General features: G+C 50.0%; 1 pseudogene. It reads left to right on the top strand.

Going from position 1 to position 366, the window contains the following annotated elements:
• Positions 1–267: 267 nt before the first annotated feature.
• A pseudogene (ydaS, locus tag AC0L3J_RS37670) lies at positions 268–366 on the top strand (toxin YdaS); the annotation flags it as partial.

Genomic DNA, 366 nt, shown 5'->3' with positions numbered 1-366 from the left:
CCACAGAACGCCGGGCAATACTTCGAGTTACCAGGCAGTGGTAAGGGGTTAAGTAGCCAGCCCGAGGCGTATGAACATGACGGCGGGATTCAAATTTTGCAGTGCAGCAGTTAGTTCCGCCACCCGGCGTTAAGGGGAGAGATAAGATGGTGCATTACGAAGTAGTTCAGTATTTGATGGATTGTTGCGGTATCACTTACAACCAGGCTGTGCAGGCTTTACGCAGCAACGACTGGGATCTCTGGCAGGCAGAAGTCGCTATACGTAGCAACAAGAGGTGAGGTTCTGTGCGAAGAACTTCGTCCTGATATTGACTGGTCATATTTACGACGTTCGGCATGTTGTTCGCAGAATATGTCAGTGAAG

The sequence above is a fragment of the Bradyrhizobium sp. Kon37 genome (assembly GCF_055807535.1).
This window is presented reverse-complemented; position numbering and strand designations above follow the sequence as displayed.